Annotated in this window: 21 protein-coding genes; 7 read left to right on the forward strand and 14 right to left on the reverse strand. The window is 69.1% G+C overall.

Annotated features, from left to right (window positions below; translation table 11 throughout):
• The first annotated feature begins 751 nt into the window (after positions 1-751).
• From CES90_RS26485 to CES90_RS26500, 4 genes are all read left to right on the forward strand, one after another.
• On the forward strand, positions 752-1,525 hold the full coding sequence (locus CES90_RS26485) for an isoprenyl transferase (RefSeq protein WP_189784717.1): 774 nt from the start codon (positions 752-754) through the stop codon (positions 1,523-1,525).
• 315 nt (positions 1,526-1,840) lie between these two features.
• Positions 1,841-3,166: a PhoH family protein gene (locus CES90_RS26490; protein WP_189784718.1), complete on the forward strand. Its 1,326-nt coding sequence runs from the start codon at positions 1,841-1,843 to the stop codon at positions 3,164-3,166.
• 449 nt (positions 3,167-3,615) lie between these two features.
• A complete protein-coding gene (locus tag CES90_RS26495; RefSeq protein ID WP_189784719.1) occupies positions 3,616-4,326 on the forward strand; it encodes an aggregation-promoting factor C-terminal-like domain-containing protein in 711 nt (236 codons plus the stop codon).
• A 158-nt stretch (positions 4,327-4,484) separates the two neighbouring features.
• The gene (locus CES90_RS26500; RefSeq protein WP_189784720.1) at positions 4,485-5,807 is read left to right on the forward strand and encodes an AI-2E family transporter; all 1,323 of its coding nucleotides are present in this window, start codon (positions 4,485-4,487) and stop codon (positions 5,805-5,807) included.
• On the opposite strand, the gene CES90_RS26505 is transcribed toward CES90_RS26500, so the two are convergent.
• On the reverse strand, positions 5,804-6,379 hold the full coding sequence (locus CES90_RS26505; RefSeq protein WP_189784721.1) for a dihydrofolate reductase family protein: 576 nt from the start codon (positions 6,377-6,379) through the stop codon (positions 5,804-5,806). The genes CES90_RS26500 and CES90_RS26505 overlap by 4 nt on opposite strands.
• Before the next feature lie 158 nt (positions 6,380-6,537).
• Between CES90_RS26505 and CES90_RS52045 the strand changes: the two genes are divergently transcribed.
• The 3 genes from CES90_RS52045 (at position 6,538) to CES90_RS26515 (ending at position 9,392) form a co-directional block, all read left to right on the forward strand.
• Complete coding sequence (locus CES90_RS52045) at positions 6,538-6,780, forward strand: DUF6177 family protein (protein WP_373313451.1); 243 nt, start codon at positions 6,538-6,540, stop codon at positions 6,778-6,780.
• A 175-nt stretch (positions 6,781-6,955) separates the two neighbouring features.
• A complete protein-coding gene (locus tag CES90_RS26510; RefSeq protein ID WP_189784722.1) occupies positions 6,956-8,068 on the forward strand; it encodes an ArsR/SmtB family transcription factor in 1,113 nt (370 codons plus the stop codon).
• 52 nt (positions 8,069-8,120) lie between these two features.
• Positions 8,121-9,392 (forward strand): MFS transporter, encoded by a 1,272-nt coding sequence (locus tag CES90_RS26515; protein ID WP_189784723.1) that lies wholly within the window; start codon positions 8,121-8,123, stop codon positions 9,390-9,392.
• 23 nt (positions 9,393-9,415) lie between these two features.
• Here CES90_RS26515 and CES90_RS26520 read toward each other — a convergent pair whose 3' ends face one another.
• The 13 genes from CES90_RS26520 to CES90_RS26580 form a co-directional block, all read right to left on the reverse strand.
• Positions 9,416-9,574 carry a hypothetical protein gene (locus tag CES90_RS26520; RefSeq protein WP_189784724.1) on the reverse strand — a complete coding sequence of 53 codons (159 nt, stop codon included), beginning with the start codon at positions 9,572-9,574 and terminating at the stop codon, positions 9,416-9,418.
• Positions 9,575-10,166: 592 nt separating this feature from the next.
• Positions 10,167-10,796, reverse strand: coding sequence for an OmpA family protein (locus tag CES90_RS26525; protein ID WP_189784725.1), 630 nt, complete (start codon positions 10,794-10,796; stop codon positions 10,167-10,169).
• Positions 10,797-10,798: 2 nt separating this feature from the next.
• The gene (locus CES90_RS26530) at positions 10,799-11,392 is read right to left on the reverse strand and encodes a hypothetical protein (RefSeq protein WP_189784726.1); all 594 of its coding nucleotides are present in this window, start codon (positions 11,390-11,392) and stop codon (positions 10,799-10,801) included.
• Between the two features lie 15 nt (positions 11,393-11,407).
• Positions 11,408-12,022, reverse strand: coding sequence for a pilus assembly protein TadG-related protein (locus CES90_RS26535; RefSeq protein WP_189784774.1), 615 nt, complete (start codon positions 12,020-12,022; stop codon positions 11,408-11,410).
• Entirely contained in the window at positions 12,019-12,234 is a 216-nt protein-coding gene (locus CES90_RS26540; RefSeq protein WP_189784775.1) for a hypothetical protein, read from the reverse strand. Before CES90_RS26540 ends, CES90_RS26535 begins: the two co-directional genes overlap by 4 nt.
• Positions 12,235-12,339: 105 nt before the next feature.
• Positions 12,340-13,044, reverse strand: a complete 705-nt coding sequence (locus CES90_RS26545) for a response regulator (protein ID WP_189784727.1) — start codon at positions 13,042-13,044, stop codon at positions 12,340-12,342.
• Positions 13,037-14,200: a sensor histidine kinase gene (locus CES90_RS26550; protein WP_373313447.1), complete on the reverse strand. Its 1,164-nt coding sequence runs from the start codon at positions 14,198-14,200 to the stop codon at positions 13,037-13,039. The genes CES90_RS26545 and CES90_RS26550 overlap by 8 nt, the downstream gene beginning before the upstream one ends.
• 416 nt (positions 14,201-14,616) lie before the next feature.
• Positions 14,617-15,522: a DUF5936 domain-containing protein gene (locus CES90_RS26555; protein WP_189784728.1), complete on the reverse strand. Its 906-nt coding sequence runs from the start codon at positions 15,520-15,522 to the stop codon at positions 14,617-14,619.
• Positions 15,523-15,542: 20 nt separating this feature from the next.
• Positions 15,543-16,490: a type II secretion system F family protein gene (locus tag CES90_RS26560; RefSeq protein ID WP_189784729.1), complete on the reverse strand. Its 948-nt coding sequence runs from the start codon at positions 16,488-16,490 to the stop codon at positions 15,543-15,545.
• 178 nt (positions 16,491-16,668) lie between these two features.
• Positions 16,669-18,009: a CpaF family protein gene (locus CES90_RS26565; RefSeq protein ID WP_189784730.1), complete on the reverse strand. Its 1,341-nt coding sequence runs from the start codon at positions 18,007-18,009 to the stop codon at positions 16,669-16,671.
• 79 nt (positions 18,010-18,088) lie between these two features.
• Positions 18,089-18,463, reverse strand: a complete 375-nt coding sequence (locus CES90_RS26570; RefSeq protein WP_229914025.1) for a TadE/TadG family type IV pilus assembly protein — start codon at positions 18,461-18,463, stop codon at positions 18,089-18,091.
• Between the two features lie 470 nt (positions 18,464-18,933).
• Positions 18,934-20,550, reverse strand: coding sequence for an AAA family ATPase (locus CES90_RS26575; RefSeq protein WP_189784731.1), 1,617 nt, complete (start codon positions 20,548-20,550; stop codon positions 18,934-18,936).
• Positions 20,547-20,786, reverse strand: coding sequence for a hypothetical protein (locus CES90_RS26580; RefSeq protein ID WP_189784732.1), 240 nt, complete (start codon positions 20,784-20,786; stop codon positions 20,547-20,549). Before CES90_RS26580 ends, CES90_RS26575 begins: the two co-directional genes overlap by 4 nt.
• Positions 20,787-20,821: the final 35 nt, after the last annotated feature.

Consider the following 20,821-nt stretch of genomic DNA (forward strand, 5'->3'; position numbering starts at 1 on the left):
CCAGGAACTGCCGCTCCATCCGCCGTGCGCTCGCCTGCCCCCAGCGACCGTCAGGCCCGACTCCGTCCCGGTGTCCACATCGTTACCGCCTCCGGCTTGGCTTCAGCGGGCCGCCTCACGTAGGTTCAGACCAAGGAAATTCGCGTGAGCAAAGCCGCGCGGGCGGCACCGCGCGGTGGAGGGGACTGCGCGGTGCCGTGAAGCCCACCCGACCCGCCCGTCGTCAAGCGCGCGTTCCGACACCGCTTCACCCATCCGAGGGCACCCCCGCCCCTCGCCCTCGACGGTCGCACAAGAATGCGCGAACCCCATGGTTCCATCAGGATTCCCCGCGTTCCCCTTGGAATCCACCGCGATCCGGCCATGATCTCCCCCCGATCACACCCTGAACGAACGCTTCCGCGCTCACCTCCGCGCTGTCGTTCGACTCCGGAGAGTAGTTGTGGCACGCCGATGCACGCAGCATCACTCACAAAGGGTTATGGTGGAAGCCCCCCCTCGGGCCGGTCCGTCTCCCCCCCACGGACCGGCCCGTTTTTTGTGCCCGCTCACAGCCCGTCCCCGAGGCCTTCTCCGGAGAGGGCACGGCAGCGCCCCTCAACCCCGCGCCACCACCGCCCCACCCCCGTACACCCCTTGGCGGACTTGACCTCAACCCCCGGTAGGCTCTGCCAACCAAGCGGACTTGGCCTCAACCCCCGGTAGGCTCTGCCAACCAAGGGGCTGCCGGACCGGAGGGGCTGACATTCACGTGAACCTGCGCGACAAACTGCGGAGCCTGCTCGTCAGGGTCTACGCACGCAGGGTCGAGGGCCACCTCGACCACGCCCAGGTGCCCCAGCACATCGGCGTCATCATGGACGGCAACCGGCGCTGGGCGAAGGCCGCGGGTTCCACCACCGCGCAGGGACACCGAGCCGGGGCGCACAAGATCGAGGAGTTCCTCGGCTGGTGCACCGAGACGGACGTGAAGGTCGTCACCCTCTGGCTGTTCTCGACCGACAACTTCGGCCGCCCCCAGGAAGAGCTGGTGCCGCTCTTCGGCATCATCGAGGACGTCGTACGCACCCTCGCCGCCGACGGCCGCTGGCGGGTGCACCACGTCGGCACTCTCGACCAGCTCCCCGGGCAGCTCCAGACCGCCCTGAAGGAGTCCGAGGAGGCCACCGCGGGCGTCGACGGGATACTGGTCAACGTCGCCATCGGGTACGGCGGCCGCCAGGAGATCGCCGACGCCGTACGGTCGATGCTCCTCGATGCCCAGGACAAGGGCACCTCGATGGAGGAGCTCGCCGAGAACGTCTCCGTCGACCTGATCGGCCGCCACCTCTACACCGGCGACCAGCCCGACCCCGACCTGGTGATCCGTACGAGCGGCGAGCAGCGGCTGTCCGGATTCATGCTCTGGCAGACCGCCCACTCCGAGTACTACTTCTGTGACGTGTTCTGGCCGGCCTTCCGGAAGGTCGACTTCCTGCGCGCCCTGCGGGACTACGCGGCGCGACACCGGCGTTACGGAGGCTGAAATTCCGTAACCCCCGGGTATCCCACCGGGACGGAAGTAACGAGGAGTTCACCGGGGCGCCGTCGTACCGCTTTGCATGGCGGCGCATGTTCGAGGGCATAAGCCAGTCAGGTCGACGCCCGAACCACGGGTGTCGGATCTCAGCGGGCGGCTCGGGGCCGTCCGCCCGGGAGGCCCTTTGCACCAGCCCGATCGTGCGGTCACAGCACGGACGAAGCAGCGGAGGGCCGGTCACCGGCCCGTGCAACGGCGCCGACGACCGGCCCAGTTCGAACCCGTCGCTCCCCGACCTCATCCGAGGGGGTACGTCCTTCCGTGGTGACCAGCACAAAGCGCCACAAGCCAGACCGGCGCACTTATGTCCTCGACACCAGCGTCCTGCTGGCCGACCCGAACGCTCTGAACCGCTTCGACGAGCACGAGGTCGTGCTTCCGATCGTCGTGGTGACGGAGCTGGAGGCCAAGAGGCACCATCCCGAACTCGGCTACTTCGCCCGGCAGGCGCTGCGCCTGCTCGACGAGTTCCGGGTACGGCACGGCCGCCTCGACGCCCCCATCCCGATCGGGGATCTCGGCGGCACCGTCAGGGTCGAGCTCAACCACTCGGACCCCAGCGTGCTGCCCAGCGGCTACCGGCTGGGTGACAACGACTCCCGCATCCTCGCGGTGGCCAGGAACCTGCAGGCCGAGGGTTACGACGTGACCGTCGTGTCGAAGGACCTGCCCCTGAGGATCAAGGCGTCGTCCGTGGGCCTCCTCGCCGAGGAGTACCGGGCGGAGCTCGCCATCACGGACGCCTCCGGCTGGACCGGGATGTCCGAGGTGACCCTGCCGGGCGAGCAGGTGGACGTCCTCTTCGAGGCGGGGACGGTCCATGTCCCCGAGGTCAGCGACCTCCCCGTGCACACCGGTCTGATGATCCAGTCGGAGCGCGGCAAGGCACTGGGCCGGGTGACGGCCGAGGGCAACATCCGTCTCGTACGGGGCGACCGTGAGGCCTTCGGCATCAAGGGCCGCAGCGCGGAGCAGCGCATCGCGCTGGACCTGCTGCTCGACCCGGACGTCGGGATCGTGTCGATGGGCGGCCGGGCCGGCACCGGCAAGTCCGCGCTGGCGCTCTGCGCGGGCCTGGAGGCCGTACTCGAGCGCCGTCAGCACCAGAAGGTGATGGTCTTCCGTCCGCTGTACGCGGTGGGCGGGCAGGAGCTCGGCTATCTGCCCGGCTCCGAGGCCGAGAAGATGAGCCCCTGGGCGCAGGCGGTCTTCGACACGCTCTCCGCGGTCACCAGCCGTGAGGTCATCGAAGAGGTCACCGCGCGCGGCATGCTGGAGGTCCTCCCGCTGACGCACATCCGCGGCCGTTCGCTGCACGACGCGTTCGTGATCGTGGACGAGGCGCAGTCGCTGGAGCGAAACGTTCTGCTGACCGTTCTGTCCCGGATCGGCGCGAATTCGCGCGTCGTTCTGACGCATGACGTGGCCCAGCGCGACAACCTGCGCGTCGGCCGCTACGACGGTGTCGTCGCCGTGGTCGAGAAACTGAAGGGCCATCCGCTCTTCGCGCACGTCACGCTGACGAGGTCCGAACGGTCCCAGATCGCGGCCCTTGTGACCGAAATGCTGGAGGACGGGCAGATTTAATCGAACTAGGAAGATCTGACCGAACCAACCAGATCTGACCGAACCAACCAGATCCGACCGAACCAACCAGATCCGACCGAACTCCCAAGGCGCCGTTCGGCAAAGGCGACGAGCCTAGCCGGGCGGCGCCTCGGCATGTGCGGCTTTCCGGGAATCTCCTGGACCAAGCAAGGTGTGAGCTTTCACACGCACCACTGAATTGCCTTGCGGTGTCGGGTTACGGCAGAGTCTCACTCCTGTCAGGCCCCGCATACGACACACCTGTACCCCCAGCGGTACGGCACAACAGAAACACCAGGTCAACTCCATAACGTCGTCGTATGCCGCCCGAGCACCACGCGGCGCTCCCGCAAGGGAGTTGCCCACCGGGCCCGCGCCTCCGTGACCCCGCAGTTGGGAGGCCAGCGCCAGGGGCACGATTGCGTCCGCCAGGGTCACCGAGGCGGGCGATGCTGGAAGGAAACCGTGTGAGCCGGATTTCGGTCCGGGGATTCGCAGTGGCCTCGGCCACCGCGGTCACCGCAGTCGGAAGTGTCGTCGGCGTTGCCTCGGGCAGCACCGCTCAGACCACGGATGACGCCGAGGCGGTCGCGAACGACACCACGTTGCTCGCCGACATACCCGTGGGCCAGCAGGCTCAGGTCCAGACCGCGTCCCTGACTGCACAGGCCGACGCCCAGGCCATCGCCGCCGACGCGAGCGCCCGCAAGGACGCCGAGGAGACCGCCCGCAAGAAGGCGGCCCAGGACGCGATCGACAAGCAGAAGGCGGCGGAGAAGGCCGAGCAGGAGCGCAAGGAGAAGGAAGAGGCCGAGGCGAAGGCCAAAGCCGCCGGCAACCTCGGCAACACCCCCGTCCAGGGCTCGTACTCCATCGCCGAGATCCAGGCCATGGCGAAGTCGGTCGTGGCGAGCGACCAGTGGACCTGCTTCAGCAACATCGTGGACCACGAGTCCGACTGGAACTACAAGGCGGTCAACCCCTCCTCGGGCGCGTACGGTCTCTTCCAGGCGCTTCCCGGTACCAAGATGGCGTCCGCCGGTGCCGACTGGCAGACCAACCCGGCCACCCAGATCAAGTGGGGCCTGAACTACATGGAATCGCGCTACGGCAGCCCCTGCGGCGCGTGGTCGTTCTGGCAGGCCAACCAGTGGTACTGACCACGTACTGAGCCGACCGTCTGCCGCTCAACCTTCCTGAGCCCTCCACCGTCCTTTGGTGGGGGGCTTTGGCCATGTACGGTCGGAGCCCCCGAGAGGAATCGCGGCCTCCGGGGGGAGTGGTGAGCAGCAGAGGCGACGGGGGAAGAGGACGGATCATGTCGCGAGTGCCTGGGTGGCTCGGCCGGCTGGGCGCCGGGCTGAGCGGGTGGGGCGAGCGGTTGGAACGGCGCCGGGCGCAGATCGAGTCCGAGGAGGGTGCGGGCGGAGACGGTGCGGGCGGAGACGGTGCGGGCGGCAAGGACGCTGACGCCGTAGGCCCTGGGGACTCCCCTGACAAGGCGTCGGACCGGTCGGCGCAGGAATCCGCCCCCGGCGCCGCACCCGGCCCCGTACCCGCTGTCGTCCTCCCCTCCCGCCCCGATCCCGCGTCCGCGGTGCCGTGGGGGATGCGGGTGGCGGCCGAGGCCGGCTGGCGGCTGCTCGTACTCGCGGGCACCGTCTGGGTGTTGATGCGGATCATCAGTTCCGTACAGCTGCTGGTGCTGTCCTTCACCGCCGCCCTGCTCATCACCGCGGTGCTCCAGCCGACGGTGGCACGGCTGACCCGCTACGGCGTACCGCGCGGCCTCGCCACGTCCCTCACGGCGATCCTCGGCTTCGTCGTCATGGGGCTGATCGGATGGTTCGTCACCTGGCAGGTGATGGAGAACATCGACGATCTGTCCGACCAGATCCAGGACGGTATCGACGAGTTGCGCGACTGGCTGCTCGCCAGCCCCTTCCACGTCACCGAGAAGCAGATCAACGATATCGCCCAGAACCTCCGTGAGGCGATCAGCGAGAACACGGACACGATCACCTCGGCCGGTCTGGAGGGTGTGACCGTCATCGTCGAGGCGCTCACCGGCATCCTGCTGACGATGTTCTCCACACTGTTCCTGCTCTACGACGGCAAGCGGATCTGGCAGTGGACGCTGAAGCTGGTGCCGGAGGCGGCCCGGCCGGGGATCGCGGCGGCGGGCCCGCGCGCCTGGCAGACGTTGACCGCGTACGTGCGCGGAACGGTGATCGTGGCGTTGATCGACGCGATCTTCATCGGCCTGGGTATCTATTTCCTGGACGTACCGATGGCGGTCCCCCTCGCCGTCTTCATCTTCCTGTTCGCGTTCATCCCGCTGGTGGGTGCGGTCGTCTCCGGCGCGCTCGCGGTGGTGGTGGCGCTGGTGACGCAGGGCGTCTTCACCGCGATCATGACGCTGGCCGTGGTCCTCGCCGTCCAGCAGATCGAAGGACACGTCCTCCAGCCGTTCATCCTGGGCCGTGCCGTCCGTGTCCATCCGCTGGCCGTCGTCCTGTCCGTCGCCGCGGGCGGGATGGTCGCGGGGATCGGAGGTGCGGTGGTGGCGGTGCCGTTGGTCGCGGTGACGAACACGGTGGTGGGGTCACTGCGGGCGTACGCCCGTGAGCGGGCGGGCTAGCTCTTTGCGCTCCTTGCATGGCGCAGGAGGACGACGCCGTTGCCGAAGGTGTGGGTCTCGATCAGGCGCAGCGGGGTGAGCCGCATGGCCTCGTACTGGGTGAAGGCGGGCCTGCCGCGGCCGATGAGCACCGGGTGGACGTAGAGCCTGAACTCGTCGACCAGGTCGTGCCGCAGGAACTCACCGGCGAGGCTCACCCCGCCGAGGACCAGGTCGCCACCCTCCTGTGCCTTGAGTGCCCTGATGTCGTCGGGCACGACGTCCCGGACGATCGTCGAGTGCCAGTCGGCCCGCTGGAGGGTCCGGGAGAACACCAGCTTCGGCATGGTGCGCCAGATCGCGGCGAAGTCGGCCATGGGACGGGGGAGGTTGGGGTCCCGGTCGGCCGTGGGCCAGAAGTCGGCCATCAACTCATAGGTGACGCGCCCTTCGATGAAGGCGCCCATGCCCCTGAGCAGGTCATTGAAGTGCGTGTGCAGTTCGTCGTCGACCAGCGCCCAGTCGAGCTCGTGGTTCGGGCCCTCCATGTAGCCGTCGAGGGACATGGACATAACCAGAACAATCTTTCGCATGACGGCGGCTCCCTGTGTTTGGGGTCGGTCGTGGTGTCTGGTGTCGATCGTCGTGTTTGGCGTCGGTCGTCAGGGAGAGGATCGCGCGGGTGGGGCGCGACCGCACGGAGGTGTGCTCCGGCGTGTAATGCGGTCGCCTGTGTCGCCTGCGAAGTGACATCGAGCAACTTGCTCAGGCCTTGGCCGACGACCACGGCCTGTCCGCCATGCTCGTCTCACTCCTGGCCGCCCACCGCGACCTCAACGTCCCGCCGCGCTTCGAGGCCCCGCCCATCCCCGTCTCGTTCACCATCGTCCCCGAAGGAGAGCTGCCAAGGGGGCGATGGCAGATTCGTTCCACGTTCGGGGTCTGTGACCCGTCCTTTCCGCGCAGGGAGTGGTCCTGTGGACGAGGATCGTAAGCCCTGACGAACCGGCCGGCCTCCAACTGCAATGCCACGACCCGGAGACGCTTCTCGCACTGCTGCGAGGCATAGTCATCCTCACACGCTGGGCGGCCCGGGTACGGGAGGTGGGCCGCGCGTGGACGACCACCGGTCCCGGCAAAGGCAGTCGGCTCGCGGTGATGATGTCGCCATGACCATCACTTTCCGGATCCCCGCGTCCGGCGCAGAACTCGTCGGGTTCTCGTACTCGCCGTCGATGGAGGCGGTGCTGAGCCTGCACGTGCTGGTGGAACCCAAGCATCATCCCGTCCAACACGCCTGGGTACGGGCCATGCGCAGGCTGTCGCCGGCGCTGAAACGCGAGATCGACGTGTTCTCCTTCGCCTTCCGTTCCTACTTTCCGGAGTTCTTCTTCCCGTCGCCGACGGGTGAACTGCTCGGCTTCGAGGACGAATTGCGACGACTGCGCTCGGTCGACCCGGAGCTGGTACGGCTGGAGTTCGCAGTCGCGCTGGGTGGTCAGCCGTTGGGATGCGGGCCCGGCAGGAACCCCGCTGCCCTCAACGAACCCGAAGTCCGCCGTCGACTGGACGAGCAAGCAGAGGCAGCAGGCGATCAGAGGCTGGCCAGGCTGCTGCTCGATGAGCCTGCCTCACTGTTGGAGCGGTTTCTGAAGATGCTGGAGCGCTACTGGGAGGAAGCGTTCTCACACGAGTGGCAGCGCATTGAGCCGGGTCTCGCCGAAAGCGTCGCCGAGGCCGGTTGTCAGATCGCCGAGCACGGTCTGTACACCCTGTTCCGTGGCCTGTGGCCGGAGGTGCGCAGCGAACCCGAGGCCGGGCGAGTCTGGCTGGAGCGACCGCACGATCACGACATCGAGATCACGCCGGAAAAGCAGCTCGTCCTCGCCCCCAGCGCTTACGTATGGCCGCACGTTCGCGTCAACTGTGACGGCCCCTGGCCGCTCGGGCTGGTGTTTCCCGCGTCCTCCATCGTCCGGGAGGCCCGCCCGCGTATCCCCCCGGCGCGGCTGACGGGAATCCTCAGGGCACTGGCCGACGACACCCGCCTGCGTACCCTGCGGCTGATCGCCGAGCAGCCGCGCAGCACGCAGGAACTCGCCCCCCTCGTCGGAATCACCGAGGCCGGTCTCTCCAAGCAGCTGCGCCTGCTGAGCGAGGCAGGTCTGGTCGAGCGCCGCCGCGAGGGCTACTACGTGCTGTACCGGCTGGTCCCGGAGCAGGTGGCAGCTCTTGCCCCCAGCCTGGAGGCATTCCTGCACGCGAGCGACCCCACTGATTAGCGTCATTCTCAATCAGTTGATCAAGTGCGTCGCTCGTTCCGACAGTGGGGGCATGACACTCCTGAAGGACCGGAACTTCCTGCTTCTCTTCGCCGGTCAGGGCATTTCACGTTTCGGTGACGGCATGTTCACCGCTACCACCGCCTGGCTGGCCTGGTCGCTCACCCATGATCCGGCGGCGGTGGCGCTGGTCACCGTGGCCGCGTACGCGCCGACATTTCTGGCGACGTTCGTTGCCGCTTCCTACGCCGACCGCTACGACCGGCGACGTCTGATGATCCTCACGGACATTCTCCGGGCGGTGCTGGTGGCTGTCGCCGTGGGCCTGTTCGCGTTCGGATCGATGAGCCTGACCGTGCTGGTAGCAGTAACAGCGTTGCTGGCCCTGGTCGGGGCCCCGTTCGCTCCCGCCCGCAACGCCATCGTGCCGCAGATCGTGCCGCCCGCTCTTCTGCAGCAGGCCAACGGACTGCTCCAAGTAGCCTTCCGCGCCGCCTTTTTCGTAGGTCCGCTGGTACTCGCGCCAGTGCTGGCCGTTGCTTCCCTGACGACCGCTGTGGCACTCAACGGACTGACCTTTCTGCTCTCGGCGGCCGCCGTCGCCGCCCTCCGGGTCCACGCTCCCGCCCGCCGCAGCCAGCCGACCGGGCTTCGCTCCGACCTGGCGGCGGGCCTCAGAGCAGTTCGGTCCGAGCCGGACGTACTGCTGGTGATCGTGACCTTCGTCCTCGCTCTCACCCTTACCAGCGGTTTCCTGACCGTCGGCCTGGTGGCCTTGGTGGGGCAGGGCGGCGAGTACGGTCTGCTGCTGGGCATCGCCGGGCTGGCGGAGGTTGCCGGAGCCCTCCTCCTTTCCAGGATTCCGATCCGCAGGCTCGCCCTGGTCGCCATGCTCGCCTGGGCCCTGCTGGGTGTCTTCCGACTTCCGCTGGGCCTGGCCACCTCTCCGGTCATGGCAGCCGCTCTGCTCGCGCTGACAGGGCTCGCCTCCGCGCTGACCGACATCCCACTGATCGCACTGGTACAACAGCGCATCCCGGACAGCCACCTCGCCAAGGCCCTCGGTCTGTGGGAGGCCGGCATCGCCGGCGCCCTCGCCGTCTCCCCGTTCATCGCGTCGACGACCATCTCCCTGGTCGGCGTGAGGGCCGCCTTCATGCTGTCGGGCGCCGCCCTGGTGACACTTGCCCTGGTGGCCTCCACGATCCTCGCCGCGACAACCGCCAAGCGGCCCGACCGGCCGGACAGCCGGATGGGTGCCCCAGGACGAGGCCGCCGCCGCTTCATCGCCTCGCCCGAAGAGCGAGGCCCTTCAACACACTGAACTTGACACGCGGTGCCCGCGGATTACGCCGCCAGTTCTCCGAACGCCACCGTGTTGTCTCCGTCGGACACGACGGGGAGATTTACTGTCACGTCGAGCGCCGATGCCGGCCTGACCAGAAGGTCGGCCGTGACAGGAAGCATGCCGCCCAGTTCCACTGCCTCGACCTCGTCCACCGACATACCGAACGCTCCCCCAGCGCCGACTGCGCCAGCCCGAGTGCCATGCGCCGGTCGCACACCAGCTGTCCCAGGTCATGCGCCTGCCGGATCTGCTCACACTCTGCGATCACCTCCGCAGGCTCCGTGTACCCTTCGGCAACCCGCTTCCCCCGTGCCGGCTTCCAACCATGGACGGCGTGCCAAAGCGGCAGCGGTCGTGGAAAGCGGCCGAGTCGCCGTCCCGTTCCGCCGTCCACACGGCTGCGTCGGCTCAGCGGCGGTCTGCGAGATACCGGATGCGGCCGCCGCCAGTCACCTCGATCTGCCACTGTTCGCAGGTCTGTCCGCGATGGATGCCGTGCGCCGGACTGCCCTTGAGCCGGTGATGCCGGGGTGTCTCGTGACTTCCCAGTGGCCGGTTGGCGGCGCCGGGGGTACGGCGCGGTCGCCGCGGCCCGCCGTCATACGACGTCCACCCGGCTCCCAGCGTGCCACCGCGGCCAGCATCCGGGGGGGGGCGCCCGACACCACGGTTTGGTCCTGCTCAGCCCGCGCTGCGGTGGTGAGAACCAGGTCCTCGCGTCAAATCGACGCCCGGACTGGACTCACCCGGTCAAGAGGTCCTCGGGAAGGAGATCTCCACCCTTCGGTTCTTCTTGCGGCCCTCCTCCGTGGAGTTGTCGGCGATGGGATAGTCCTCGCTGTAGCCGCGTACCTCGAAGGTGACGTTGCCGCCGAGGTCGCCGGCGAGGACGTCGTGGACGGCGTCCGCGCGCTTCTTGGAGAGGGTCAGGCCGTGGGCGTACGAGCCCAGGTCGTCGGTGAAGCCGAAGACGCGGACCGTGCCCGCGTTCTGGGTCTTGATCTCCTCCGCGATCGCCTGGATCCGGGAGCGGGCCTGCGGGTTGAGCGTCGCGCTGTCCTTCGGGAACAGCACCTCCGCTTGCAGCGCGAACGTCACGTTCTCGTTGGTGTCCTCCCGGCGCTCCTCGCCGCCGAGATCCTCCACGATCGACTTGATGTCCAGAACCTTCGCCGGAGCGAGCGTCGCGCCCCCCGCGAGCTTCAGGCCCGGGCTGTTCGCGTCCACTTCCGGGGGTGGGGAGGTGGTGACGGTGCCTGGAGGTTCGCTGGGGTCGTCGGCGGCGTGCGCCGGGCTCGCGAGGGTCAGGGCGGCCAGGAGGGCGAGGGTTGCCGTGGCGGTGAGAGTGGCGGTGGCTCGGGGAGTGGGGGCGGTGGCCATGGTCACTCGCCCTCGGAGAGTTCTACGGTGGCGGGGGGCATGGAGCCGACTTGGAAGTCGACGTTGTTCGTGCCTTCGGGTGGGGCGGGGAACTGGGCGTACCAGTCGGCTGTGCCTCCGGGCATGATCTGACCACTGAACTTCGTGCACAGGCAGCGTCCCGAGGTGTCCCGGAGAATGAGGTACTTCTTCTTGCCCTCGTTGTCGACGAGGCTGGCGCCCGACAGGGATCCGCCGTTGGACCTCAGCTCTCGCTCGTCGCTCGCCCAGTTGGCGCCGAGCCACGACCGGCTGCCGTCGTTCTTCACCGTGCCCGACACAGTGACGAAGCCGCCGGAGTCGCGTACGGCAGAGGTGATGGTGACCGAGATGTCGCCGTCCTTGGCCGTGGCCAGTACCTCGTTCGACGTCGGCGCCTGCGACTCGGTCTCCTTGCCATCACCGCTGTCGCTCTTCGTGGGAGCCGAAGAGGACGCAGACTCCTTGGCGTTGTCCTCATTCCCTCCCCCACAGCCGGCCACCGTGAGGAGCAGCCCGGTCGCGATCGCCACCGCGGTCACTGCCCTGCGGCCCTTCATGGTGTGCCGAATATTCATCGGTACGGATTCCTCTCACTCGGCCAGATACACAGAGAACATCACGGATGCGTCGGGCAGGGTGTCCGGATCGAAATCTTCGGGGTCGATGTCCACGGTCTCGCCGTCGCAGTCCAGTTGCACAGGTTGCGTGGGATCCGCGTCCACGTCGAACTCGCAGCGCGGTTGAATGACGGCGGCCGCCTGAGCAGTGGCCGTCATGCTTTCGGTGCCGGGGATGATCGAGTCGCCGACGGTGTAGTCCGTTACGACGCTGACCTGAAAGCCGGGATTGCCATTCACTTCGATCTGCTCGGCATCGCCCTGAAGGGTCGAGTTGTTCTGGGCAGCCAGTTCCAGGGCCGCAGCGGTGGCCCCGTCAGCGGGGAGCGCTCCATCGGGCAGGTCCAGCCAGTCCAACCAGTCGTCCCCGGCAACGATGGCGTCCTCCAGGTCGAGCAACAGCTCGTCCCGTGCATCTTGTGCCGCAGCCAACGCCGCAGCGTCCGCCGCAGATTGGGCACCACTGCGGGCGGACGCTGCCTGGGCGAACGCGAAAAAGGCCAACGCGGTGAAGAGCAGTATCGTCGTCAGCCAGATGTAGATCGGAAGGGTCGAGCCGCGGTCACTGCGAAGTCGGCCAAGCGTCAGCCACCGCCGCCGACGACGTCCGCCACCGCGTCGCCGATCGCCGTGGAAATCACACCGTCGAGACCCAACTGGTCGATCATCACGAAGATCCCCGCAACGATGATCATGATGCCCGCGTACTCCACGAACCCGGCGCCCGAGTCCCGTCCCTTCCCCCGCATTCGGGAGACGACGGTGTTCTTCCACGCCGCGAACCGGCTCTTCACCTTCATGGCGATTGCCTTCCCGCCTGATGCCGACATCAACCGGATCACCGTACGTGATAACAGTCCTACTGGGGGTGGGTCCAGGGGCCCAACTTTCCCTGGTCGCCGCAGTCATCGGGCCCACCCCTCGCGGGTCGTGCCCAGCCAGTGGGCGATGGCTTCGCTGCGGGTGGAGGTGTGCAGTTTCGCGAAGATGTGGTTGATGTGGTTCTTGACGGTCTTCTCGCTGATGAAGCAGGTGGCGGCGATTTGACGGTTGTTCATGCCGGATGCGATGAGGTCCATCACCTCCACCTCCCTTGAACTCAGGCCGAAAGACGGTCGATTGGACTGTGCCATAAATGGTTGCAGCTGCGAAGAGGGGGCGTGACTTTTGTGTGAAGGTTTGTAGGAAACGCCGAGCGAACTTGAGACACCGGTGGAGGGTGAGAGTGTGGGTCGGCCCTCTCTCAAGTCCCGTACCGCCTTGATCAGTTCGGCCGCCGTGAACTCGCCGTGGACCAGGTAGCCGGACGCGCCTCGGCGCAGGGCCTCGGCCACTACCTCGGGCTCCGTGCTGTACGTCAGCATCATCACGGGGGACAGCGCCGCCAGTTCGGGGAGGGCGGTGAGGCCGTCCGTGCCGGGCATGCGGACGTCGAGGAGGGTGACGTCCGGGGCGTGCCGTCGCGCGTCCCGTACCGCTTCCTCGCCGTTCGTCGCCTGGGCTACGACCCTGATGTCGGGGTGGGTGCCGAGCAGGGCGGCCAAGCCGGCGCGGACCACCGGGTTGTCGTCGGCCACCAGTACGCGGAGTGCCTGGTCCTGGTCAGGCATGGGTGGGCTCCTGTTGGGGGGCTCGGGAGGTGGGGGGTGCCGGCAAGGGGAGGGTGACCGTCACTTCCATACCTCCTGCGGGGGCTGAGCGCAGGTGGAGGCTGCCGAGTATCCGTTCGGCACGTTCCGCCATGCCCAGGAGGCCGAAGTGGCCGGATGTGGCTGCTTCTTCGAGAGTGAGCGAGGGCGGGAGGCCTACACCGTTGTCCTTGATCGTGAGGTGGAGCGTGGTGGGAGCGACCGTCAACGTCACCTCCGCCCTCGTCGCGTTCGCGTGGCGGTGGGTGTTCTCCAGGGCTTCCGAGACGATCGCCAGGAGGTGGTGGGTCGTTTCGGGTGGGAGAGGTGGGGGTTCCGCCATGCCCTTGTGGGTCAGGAGGGTGGGGATCGCAGTACGGGACTCGAACTCCGTCGTCTTCGCCGTCAGTTGGGTCAACAGGTCTGCGGGTGGTGGCGTCGTCGTCAGGTCCGTGTGGCGGCGTAGGTCCGTGAGGAGGTCCCGGGATTCGGCGGCGGCTCTTCGGGCCGCCGATGCCACCAGGGTCGCCTGTTGTCTCAGCAGGGCCGGGTCCGGGTCGGAGCGGTCCGCTGAGGTGGCGAGTGCGTCTGCCGCCAGGGCCAGGCCGTGCAGGGTCTTCGCCACCGAGTCGTGCAGTTCTCGGGCCAGGCGGGCGCGTTCGGACTCGACTGCCTCCGCCACGGCCAGGCGGGACGTGGCTTCCGAGAGTGCCTGGGTGGCCGTACCGAAGCGGAACATCAGGTTGCGGAGGGTTACGCCGATGATGCCGGCCGCGACGCAGAAGCCGGCGACGAGGAGGGTACCGGCGCCTGCGCCGGGGCGGTGGTCCCAGGCGCGGTGGACCGTGAGCAGGACGGCGAGTTGCAGGCCGGTGAAGACGCCGGCGCCGCGCCAGCCGTAGAGGAGGCCGGCGAGGAGGGGCGTGCAGACGGTGGCGTAGGCGAGGGGGGAGGCCGGGGAGGCGGTGAGGAGGAGGACCGCGCCGAAGAGGAGGTCCAGCGCCATGAGGGAGGGGTGGGCGAGGAGGCGGGGGGCGAAGCGGTCCCAGTCCCTGAGGGTGGCGTAGGCGATGGTGATGCCGAGGACCGCGGCGGTGAGTACGGCGTGGGTCGGGGGGCCGTCTGTGGTGTTGGCCATGGCGAAAGGGGTGCCGATGGCGAGCATGGTGAGACGGACGGCGATGGTTTGGCGGGAGAGGGCTTGGAGGGCGTTGAGTTGGAGGCGGAGGGTGGCGGGGGGTTGGGCGTCGTCCTGTAAGTAGCCGGTGGTGGGGGTCGGGCTGTGGTGGGGCGCGCCTTGGCTGTTGAGGGCCCGGTGGGCGGGGCCGGGCAGAGCCTTGGTTGCCGGGTGCCCGGCACTTGGGCTGGGCGGGGCGGGGTTTCGCTTACCGGCGCGAGCAGGGTGCCGCTGCGCCCATCCTCCCCCACTCTCGGCTGCTCCCCCACTCTCGGCTGCGCTCGAGCGGGGGGACCCCCATGAGCGGGGGGACCCCCATCGCCCCAGCGGCACGATTGCCCGCAACGAGGACAGACGGGTGAACGGGCGGCTTCTCATCAGCGGCCCAGGATGTCGCCGAAGTTCGTGCCAGAGCCGAGGAACATGCCCGTCGCGATGAGGATCATCGTGGCCGGGAGCATGAAGACCAACGTCACCAGAGTCGCCTTGGGGATGGTTCGGGCGGCTCGGCGGCGGGCGTTCTGGGCGTCTGTGCGGCGCATGTCGGCGGCCAGTTGGATCAGGGTTTCGGCGATCGGGGAGCCCAGTTCTTCGCCTTGTTGGAGGGCCGAGACGAACTGGGCCACCTGTTCGGAGGAGTTGCGTTTGCGGAGTTCGTCGAAGGCCTGGCGGCGGCTTACGCCCATGTCCATCTGGCGCAACGTGATCCTCAACTCGTCGGCCCAGGGGCCCTCGTACTTCTCCGCCACTCGGTCCAGGGCCTGGCGGAAGCCCAGGCCCGCTGACACGACGACGGCGAGTACGTCGAGGAAGTCGGGGAGGGTGCGGTCGATGACGTCCTTGCGTTCACGGATGGCCTGCCAGATCGCCGCGTCGGCCGCCAGCAGGCCGAAGGCGAAGGTGCCGGCGGCCAGGAGGGGGCGGGAGCTGGTGAGGAAGACCAGGCCCATGAAGGCGCCGAAGAAGCCGTAGACGGCTCGGCGGGCGGCGTAGCGGTTGAGGGTGAGGCCGCCGGGGTTGCCCGCCATGTCGATGCGACGGCGTTTCGCCTCGACCCTGCGGGGGCCCATGAGGCGCAGTACGAGGGGGGCGAAGCGCATGCCCAGGCGGTCGATCGCCGAGCCCGCCTTCGACACCCGGGTGGCGCCGACCTCCAGGGCGAGGGCCAGGTCGCTCGGGAGTTTCGCCTCGGCGCGGATCATGCGGATGCCGAGGAGGACGCCCGCGACCGAGACGGCCATCAGGATGGCCAGAAGCAGGGGGAGCATCGTTGTCGTGGTCATCTCAGGTCACGGCTCCCCTCTCATACTTCGATCTTGCCGAGGCGGCGGATGACGAAGAAGCCGACCGTGTAGAGGCCGATCGAGACCAGGACGAGGACCTGGCCGAGGGGGGAGCCGGTCACCCGGGCCAGGGCGCCGTCGTTCGAGGAGTTGATCAGGAGGAGGGAGCCGAGGCCCAGCAACGGGACCGTGAACGCCGTCGCGTTGACCTCCGAGAGCATCGTGCGCACCTCTCGGCGGGTTTCCTTCCGGTCCTCCAGGGTCTGGGTGAGGTTTCGGAGTGAGCTGACTACCGAGCCGCCCGCCTTGTTGGAGAGGACGAGGGTGGTGACCAGGACGATCAGTTCGCGGGAGGGGAGGCGTTCGGCGAGTTCGCCGAGGGCGTCGTCCACGGAGCGGCCGAGGGACAGTTGGTCCGCCACTCGGGCCAACTCCTCGCCCGCGGGGGCTTCCAGCTCCTCCGCCGCCATCGCCAGAGCCGTACGGAGGGCGAGGCCGGCGGCGGTGGCGTTGGCGAGGAGGCGGGCCACGTCCGGGAGTTGGTTGATGAAGGCCTCGATGCGTTTCTGGCGTTGCCAGTTGAGGAAGATGGCCGCGCTCCAGACGCCCACCGCGCCGGCGATCGGGCCGAAGAAGGGGGCGAGGGTCGCCGCCGCGATCAGCCACAGGGCGATCACGATCATGGCGACGTACGTGGCGAACTCGCCCGCCGTCAGGTCGAGTCCGGTCGTCGTCAGGCGCAGATGGATCGCACGGCCGAGGCGGGTGCGGCGCAGACGGCGGTCGACGGCCGTGAAGCGTCGTACGCGACCCGCCGCCGTACGCAGGGGGCCGCCCGGGGTGCCGGCCAGGCGGTCGACCAGGGCCTGGCGCTGGGCGCGGCCGGAGGCGTACGTGTGCACGCCGGCCACGGCGAGGGTGCAGCACAGGACGGTGGCGCCGAGGGCCAGGAGGGTGGGGTTGTTCACGGTCCGCTCCTGTCTGTCTCGTCCATCTGGTTCGGCTGGTCCGGGTGGTTTGGATGGCCTGGGTGATCTTGATGGTCTGGGTGGGCTGGGTGGGCTGGGTGGGCTGGGTGGGCTGGGTGGGCTGGGTGGGCTGGGTGGGCTGGGTGGGCTGGCGGCTGGGGGGTGGTCCTGGGCGGCCTCATCCGATGGCCTGCCTCGTGTTGAGTACGTCGATGGCCTCCGCCACGCCGTACGCGGGGGGCAGGGGCTCGTTGGCGACGTACAGCTTCTCCGCGACGGGACGGGGGATCGGGAGGTGTTCGAAGCGGCCGTGGACGACGCGGTCGGCGCCGAGGGGGGCCGGGACGAAGCGGGAGACCGTGGCGATGCGGAACTGTTCGCGGCCGTGCGAGACGAGCAGCGCGATCTCGGTGATCTTGCGGGAGCCGTCGGCGAAACGGGTGAGCTGGGCGACCACGTCCACCGCCGAGTTGATCTGGTCCTTGAGGGCCTCGAACGGGATGAGGACCTCGGACATCGAGCCGAGGGTCTGGAGACGCATGAGCGCGTCCTCGGCGGAGTTGGCGTGGACGGTGGCGAGGGAGCCGTCGTGGCCCGTCGACATCGCCTGGAGCATGTCGAGGGTCTCGCCGCCGCGGACCTCACCGACGATGATGCGGTCGGGGCGCATACGGAGGGAGTTGCGGACCAGGTCGCGAATGGTGATCTGGCCCTTGCCCTCGATGTTCGGGGGGCGGGACTCCAGGCGGATGACGTGCTCCTGCTGGAGCTGGAGTTCGGCGGAGTCCTCGATGGTGATGATGCGTTCGCGGGGCGGGATCAGGCCGGAGAGAGCGTTGAGGAGAGTTGTCTTTCCGGTGCCGGTACCGCCGCTGACGATCACGTTGAAGCGGGCGCGTACGAAGGCGGCGAGGAGCATCAGCATCTGCTCGTCGAGGGAGCCCAGGCCGATGAGTTCGGGGAGCGTGTACGCGCGGGGGAAGCGGCGGATCGTGAGGGTCGGGCCGGTGAGGGCGAGCGGGGGGATGATGACGTTGACGCGTTCGCCGGTGGGGAGGCGGGCGTCGACCATGGGGTTGGACTCGTCGACCCTTCGGTTCACCGTGGAGACGATGCGTTCGATGGTCTGCATGAGCTGGTCGGTCGATGCGAAGCGGATGGGGAGCTGCTCCACTCGGCCGGCTCGCTCCACAAAGATCGAGTCGGGGCCGTTGACCATGATCTCGGTGACCGACGCGTCGGCGAGGAGGGGTTCGAGGACACCGAGGCCGAGGGCCTCGTCGACGACCCTGCGGATGAGTTGGGAGCGTTCGGAGGAGGAGAGGACCGGGCCCTCTCGGCTGATGATGTGGCCGAGTACGCGTTCCAGGCGGGCGCGGCGGTCGGCTGCCGTCAGGGCCGACATCTCGGCCAGGTCGATCTCTTCGAGGAGCTTGGCGCGGTAGACGGCCACGAGGTGTCCGTCCTCGCGTCCGGTTCCCCCCTCGTCGGGGGCGGCGATACGGGATCGCAGGCTCATCTTTCGTCAACTCCTCTCGGGGCTGGGGGCTGAGGGTTGGAGGGCTGGAGGTCGGGGGCTGGGGGGGCTGGGGGGCTGGTCAGTCTTCGTCGGTGTCGTTGGGCATGGTGACGCTGCGTTCCACGGTCACGGGGTCGAGCAGGGGGACGACTGAGGGGACGGTGACGGTGACCGTGGCGGTGGTGGTGTCGCCTCCGCCTCCGCCCGGGTCGACGTCCGGGTCCAGCCACGCGCTCGCCGCCGCCACGCCCGCGGCCGCGCCCGCGCCGGGCTCCAGCGACTCGGCCCGGGCGGCGGCGCGGGCGGCCGAGCCGGCCTGGCTGATGCCGTAGCCGATGAGGCCGAGCTGGATCGCCGCCATGCCGACGAGCAGGAGGATCGGGAGGAAACCGGCGAACTCCAGGATGGAGACGCCTCGGTCGTTCCAGCGGCGGGCAGGGGTGGGCTTTGAGATGGATGGCCGTCCCGGCGTGAGGGCTGCGGTGGGGGCGCCCGCGGTGGGGGCACCTGCGGTGGGGGCGCCCGCGGTGGGGGGGTGGGTCGGGGGTGCGCCGGGGGGTGTCCGTCCTCGGAACGGCGCGGAATCGGTTGCCTGAGGAGTGCAACGTGTTGACGCGCCAACCGCTGCGGGCGGACACCCCCCGACACGCCCCCTTGCGTCCGTACGCGGCCGTCCCGCCGTAGGGGGTTGCGCGAACTCGACACGCCCCCTTGCGTCCGTACGCGGCCGTCCCGCCGTAGGGGGTTGCGCGAACTCGACACGCCCCCTTGCGTCCGTACGCGGCCGTCCCGCCGTAGGGGGTTGCGCGAACTCGACACGCCCCCTTGCGTCCGTACGCGGCCGTCCCGCCGTGAGGGTTTTCGCGTAACCGGTGTCGTCGCGGGGCGAGGGCTTCGGGGGGCGGAGTGCGGGGGTGAGCGGGGTCATTCCGTGTCCCCCTCCAGCGCCGCGCCCGCCTCGCCGTCGACCGTCCAGCCGGCGTCGAAGCCAGGGAAGAAGAGAGGAACGTTGGCCTCGACCTCGGCTCGCATGACGGGGCCCTCGGCGGCGCAGTTGATGCTGGTGTCGCTCCAGGCGCCGGGGAGGTTGGCGGTGCCCGCGGCCTCGCAGGCGCCCGCGACGTCGCCGTCCACCGCGAACGCGGCCGTGGCGGCGCGGGCGGCCTCGTCGGCGGCGTTGCCCGCCAGGGTGTACGTGTAGCCGTAGAGCGCGGCCTGCCAGAGGATCGTCATGACGACCAGGAGCAGGGGGAACATCCCGGCGAATTCGAGGGTGGCCGAGCCGCGGTCGCCGCCCTTGCGGCGGAGGACGAGGGCGCCCCGGTCGGCGGAGGCCCTGCGGCGGCGGCCGCCACCACCGCTCTCCGGAGCCGTGACCAGTTCGAGCTCCCCCGCCAGCGACCACAGGGCCTGCTTGACGGAGGAGCGGGCGTCGAGGTCCTGGAGACGGCCCGCGTCCACCACCGACTGCAGGTCCTTGAAGGCTGCGGGTACCGCGTTGCGGGCGACCCTCGTGCCGGTGACCTTCTCGACCAGCGACGGCTGGATCTCCGTACCGCGTGAGTGGCGGTTGACGACGGTCAGCGTCTCCTCGGCCTTGCGGATCTGGAGGCGGTCCCAGAGGCGGACCATGCGTTTGGCGGCGCGGACGGCGACGACGTCCGGGGTGACCAGGAGCAGGGCCTGGTCGGCCATCTCCACGGCCGCCGCGGTCGCCGCGTTCATCTGCGAACCGCAGTCGACGATCACGACGTCGTGGCGGGAGCGGAGCGTGGCCAGGACCTGGCGGGCGACCCGGTCCGTCACCTCCTCGCCGCGTTCGCCCTCGGCGGGGGCCAGGAGCAGGGCGATCCCGGTGTCATGGGCGTACACCGCCTCCTGGAGGACCCGTTGGTTGATGTCCGTGATGCCGGCGAGGTCGGCGACCGAGCGGCGGAACTGCACGTCCAGGTACGAGGCCACGTCCCCGGACTGCAGGTCGAGGTCGAGCAACGCCACCGTACGGCCCGATGCCCGTGCCGCCAGGGCGAGTTGGACCGCCGTGACCGTGGCGCCGACGCCGCCCTTGGCTCCGCTGACCGTGACGACGGTGCCGCCGGGGCCCGCGTACAGCTCGGGCGTACCGCTGCCGAGGTGGCGGCGCATCCCGGTCGACCAGGCGGCGGCGGCCTGGACGCGTTCGGCGAGGGCGTCGTACGAGAGGGGGAGGTTGACGATGCCGCGGGCGCCGGAGTCCATGGCGGCGGTGAGGACGCCGGTGCTGGTGTCGGAGGTGACGAGGACGACGCCGACCGCCGGGAACCGCAGGACCAGGTCGCGGACCAGGTCCAACGCGGGGACGGGGCCGATCCGTTCGTGGACCAGCACCACCTCCGGCAGCTCCTCCAACGACTCGGCGGCCAGCCGCGCGAGGGTGTCGAGCAGGGCGGTGGAGTCGGACACGGGCGGCGCCGGTTCGGCGTCGGCCAGCTGGCTGAGCAGAGTGGTGAGCGCGGCGGCCGAGTCGATGTCCCCGACGGCGGGGAGGATGCGGATGGTCATCGGCACGACCCCGTTCCGGTGAGCGTGAGGGTGAGGGCAGCGGTGACAGCCTCGGAGCCGAGAGGTGTGGCGGCCGCTTCAGGCGCCCCTGCCTCCCAGACGCGCCACCTCCTCAGCAGCATGCCCAGCCACGTACCCGGCCGCACACCCAGCAGCACGCCCAGCAGCACGCCCAGCCGCACACCCAGCCGCACACCCAGCCGCACACCCAGCCGCACACCCAGCCGCAGGGGCATTCGACGCCCCCTCGTTCTCGTTCGAGGCGTCGCCG

Origin of the sequence: Streptomyces capitiformicae (assembly GCF_002214185.1) — a bacterium.
Lineage (GTDB): Bacteria > Actinomycetota > Actinomycetes > Streptomycetales > Streptomycetaceae > Streptomyces > Streptomyces capitiformicae.

What these genes read in the sequence shown, in the direction of transcription:
- CES90_RS26495 (WP_189784719.1), top strand. Translation starts at nt 3,616, where the DNA reads ATGCTGGAAGGAAACCGTGTGAGCCGGATTTCGGTCCGGGGATTCGCA.
- CES90_RS26500 (WP_189784720.1), top strand. Translation starts at nt 4,485, where the DNA reads ATGTCGCGAGTGCCTGGGTGGCTCGGCCGGCTGGGCGCCGGGCTGAGC.
- CES90_RS26505 (WP_189784721.1), bottom strand. Translation starts at nt 6,379, where the DNA reads ATGCGAAAGATTGTTCTGGTTATGTCCATGTCCCTCGACGGCTACATG.
- CES90_RS26510 (WP_189784722.1), top strand. Translation starts at nt 6,956, where the DNA reads ATGACCATCACTTTCCGGATCCCCGCGTCCGGCGCAGAACTCGTCGGG.
- CES90_RS26515 (WP_189784723.1), top strand. Translation starts at nt 8,121, where the DNA reads ATGACACTCCTGAAGGACCGGAACTTCCTGCTTCTCTTCGCCGGTCAG.
- CES90_RS26520 (WP_189784724.1), bottom strand. Translation starts at nt 9,574, where the DNA reads ATGTCGGTGGACGAGGTCGAGGCAGTGGAACTGGGCGGCATGCTTCCT.
- CES90_RS26525 (WP_189784725.1), bottom strand. Translation starts at nt 10,796, where the DNA reads ATGGCCACCGCCCCCACTCCCCGAGCCACCGCCACTCTCACCGCCACG.
- CES90_RS26530 (WP_189784726.1), bottom strand. Translation starts at nt 11,392, where the DNA reads ATGAATATTCGGCACACCATGAAGGGCCGCAGGGCAGTGACCGCGGTG.
- CES90_RS26540 (WP_189784775.1), bottom strand. Translation starts at nt 12,234, where the DNA reads ATGAAGGTGAAGAGCCGGTTCGCGGCGTGGAAGAACACCGTCGTCTCC.
- CES90_RS26545 (WP_189784727.1), bottom strand. Translation starts at nt 13,044, where the DNA reads ATGCCTGACCAGGACCAGGCACTCCGCGTACTGGTGGCCGACGACAAC.
- CES90_RS26550 (WP_373313447.1), bottom strand. Translation starts at nt 14,200, where the DNA reads ATGGCCAACACCACAGACGGCCCCCCGACCCACGCCGTACTCACCGCC.
- CES90_RS26555 (WP_189784728.1), bottom strand. Translation starts at nt 15,522, where the DNA reads ATGACCACGACAACGATGCTCCCCCTGCTTCTGGCCATCCTGATGGCC.
- CES90_RS26565 (WP_189784730.1), bottom strand. Translation starts at nt 18,009, where the DNA reads ATGAGCCTGCGATCCCGTATCGCCGCCCCCGACGAGGGGGGAACCGGA.
- CES90_RS26575 (WP_189784731.1), bottom strand. Translation starts at nt 20,550, where the DNA reads ATGACCATCCGCATCCTCCCCGCCGTCGGGGACATCGACTCGGCCGCC.
- CES90_RS26580 (WP_189784732.1), bottom strand. Translation starts at nt 20,786, where the DNA reads ATGCCCCTGCGGCTGGGTGTGCGGCTGGGTGTGCGGCTGGGTGTGCGG.